The organism is Shewanella sairae (genome assembly GCF_023283535.1).
Taxonomy (GTDB): domain Bacteria; phylum Pseudomonadota; class Gammaproteobacteria; order Enterobacterales; family Shewanellaceae; genus Shewanella; species Shewanella sairae.
In genome coordinates, this window is sequence record NZ_JAKILT010000145.1 from 1 (window position 1) to 2,127 (window position 2,127).

Below are 2,127 nucleotides of genomic sequence, written 5' to 3' on the forward strand. Positions count from 1 at the left end.
CTGTCTGCGTTGGTGTTATTTTTGATTTTCAGGGTTAAGCCTGAGATGTTATCGCCGTCAAATTTGCGCATGGGGACGACTTCAATATCGAGGCGTTGCGGCTTGTATTTGATGTTGCTCACCACAAAGCCGGTCGGGACTTCTTTCGCTGAATCAAAGCGCATCATGTGGCGCATGAGGTCGGCAATCATTTGTTGGTACGGTGATTTCTTTTCAAACTCAGCGGCGACTTTGGTATCGCGTACCTTTGAAATGAATTGAGTTGTGCCTGCTGGAATGCGTAGCGGCGTGACAAACACACCAAAGCTACGGCCTTTTTGGGTGGTGACGTAGAACGTGAACGGCTCCATAACATTAAGAGCGACCAATGCTGCCCCTGATGGGTCGGCAAGGCTACTGGCTTCACCGCTCATGGGTAAAGTACAAAAACCCGTAGGGCAGGTCACGCTGGTAATTTTGTCGTCCTTAACGGCGATACGGTTAATGTCTACTGAGGAGAGTTTGGCGGTCACGGTTTCGTTATCGGCAAACTTAATCTTAACGGGAGGCGTGGCAGCGAACGCATTGACACTGAATACCGTTAAGGCAGCCATAAAAAGGTGTTTACGCATGGGTTAATCCTTTTTGATTTCAACTTTACTGATACTGTCCAGGGCTAACATGCCGCTAGGGTAGGTAAATTGAACGATGTAGGTAGTGGGTTCGGGTTCAAGTGGTCGGTTGCCTACGTATTTAGTGAGTAGGCCAGATATGCGTACTTGAAAGTCGTCCCCAGCAATGGCAGTGTTTTTGGGGAAGAATGTCGAAGATATTTTTTCAGAGCGAATATCTTTCGCTTCGGCAAGTAGTTTGGGTTGAATGATATGGTAACTGCGAGAGTCAACGTATTGGAGTAGTTGGCCATAGTTGCGGCCTACGTTTTCAGGGGTGACGTTCAGTTTAAGAAACAACACATACTCAGCCATTTGCTGTAAGTAGCTATCACTTACACTGGTATTGCTGACGTTAATCTCAGTCGTTAGGTTGGGGGGGACAAGGGTTCGGGGTTGGTTATAGGCCACCAGAACGAGCGCAATGGTGAGTGTAAGGGTGAGGCAAAGCAAGATTGCAGCGCCTCCACCGAGTAATTTGTTGAGATAGCGCGCATTTGCGAGCGCATCTCGTTTATTAGATACTTTCATCGTTGTATAATAAAAAAGCCGCCTAGAATGGATTCCGGGCGGCTTTTTTGCTCCTAAGTAAAACGATTAGTTAAGCCAATATTTTTTATCGGCTGTCGGAGTGCGCTTAAAAAATGACGGACTTAACTTATCGGGGGAAAACCAAAAGAAAGTGAGGGCGATAACATTCTCGCCCTTACTTCTTTTTATTTTTCTAATCACAATGAATAGCGCCGCAGCAGAGAAAATGCCTGTGACGAGGAAGTTTTTCATTGCGAATAAGAAAAAGAGGGTAAGAGCAGGTACAATTTCATCGGCTGGGAAGCCCATGATAACGCGGCCTTGGTCGATGTAATGTGGGATTTTAAAGAAATCGCGCTCATTTTCCATTAGGCTAGACCGATGATACCCATGGCGACGTTAACGAAGATAACGCCCGCAGCGAAACCACCGATAGCGGCAAACCAGTTTTTGGTCACGAAACCTGTAACAGCCGCAGCCGCTAGACCGATAACCATCATGGCAAGGTATAGGGTTGAATCGGAGTTAGTTGCTTGTTTGATTTGGTCTTTACCGCCAGCGAATAAATCGGCATGGGCTTCACCAGTAAACAGCATGGTTAATGCCATAAGAACGACAAGCATTAAACCTGTTGTCATTGGTCGTGAGAGTGGATTTCTAAGGTTAGAAATGTTCATCATGTTCATATTATTTTCTCGAAAAAAAAGACAGAAAAGCCTGTCGCTTTAGTTATCTAAAGCGTCAGACTCTTAATTTTGACGAGATACTAGCCTTACCAGCTAAGGGTAAGGCTAATATACTGAGTTCGATGTCACTGCTCGAACTACACAGATTGCCTTTACTGTAACGTTGGCAATAACAGATGCTACATTCCCTTTCCTTGCAGATAAGGTCGGCGCCTAGCATACGGCTACCTCACATTCTTTAGGGTTAACCTGCCCTGCGC

At 45.9% G+C, this 2,127-nt stretch carries 4 protein-coding genes; all 4 read right to left on the reverse strand.

All coding sequences use genetic code 11. The features are described 5' to 3' along the window. Nucleotides 1-611: type-F conjugative transfer system secretin TraK (traK, locus tag L2748_RS23595; protein WP_220783575.1), on the reverse strand; the 611-nt coding region annotated here is incomplete at its 3' end. A 3-nt stretch (nucleotides 612-614) separates the two neighbouring features. Beyond that, nucleotides 615-1,181 (reverse strand): type IV conjugative transfer system protein TraE, encoded by a 567-nt coding sequence (gene traE / locus L2748_RS23600; protein ID WP_220783574.1) that lies wholly within the window; start codon nucleotides 1,179-1,181, stop codon nucleotides 615-617. Between the two features lie 66 nt (nucleotides 1,182-1,247). Continuing rightward, nucleotides 1,248-1,550 (reverse strand): type IV conjugative transfer system protein TraL, encoded by a 303-nt coding sequence (gene traL / locus L2748_RS23605; protein ID WP_220783573.1) that lies wholly within the window; start codon nucleotides 1,548-1,550, stop codon nucleotides 1,248-1,250. Further along, the gene (gene traA, locus L2748_RS23610; RefSeq protein WP_220783572.1) at nucleotides 1,550-1,867 is read right to left on the reverse strand and encodes a type IV conjugative transfer system pilin TraA; all 318 of its coding nucleotides are present in this window, start codon (nucleotides 1,865-1,867) and stop codon (nucleotides 1,550-1,552) included. Before traA ends, traL begins: the two co-directional genes overlap by 1 nt. Nucleotides 1,868-2,127: the final 260 nt, after the last annotated feature.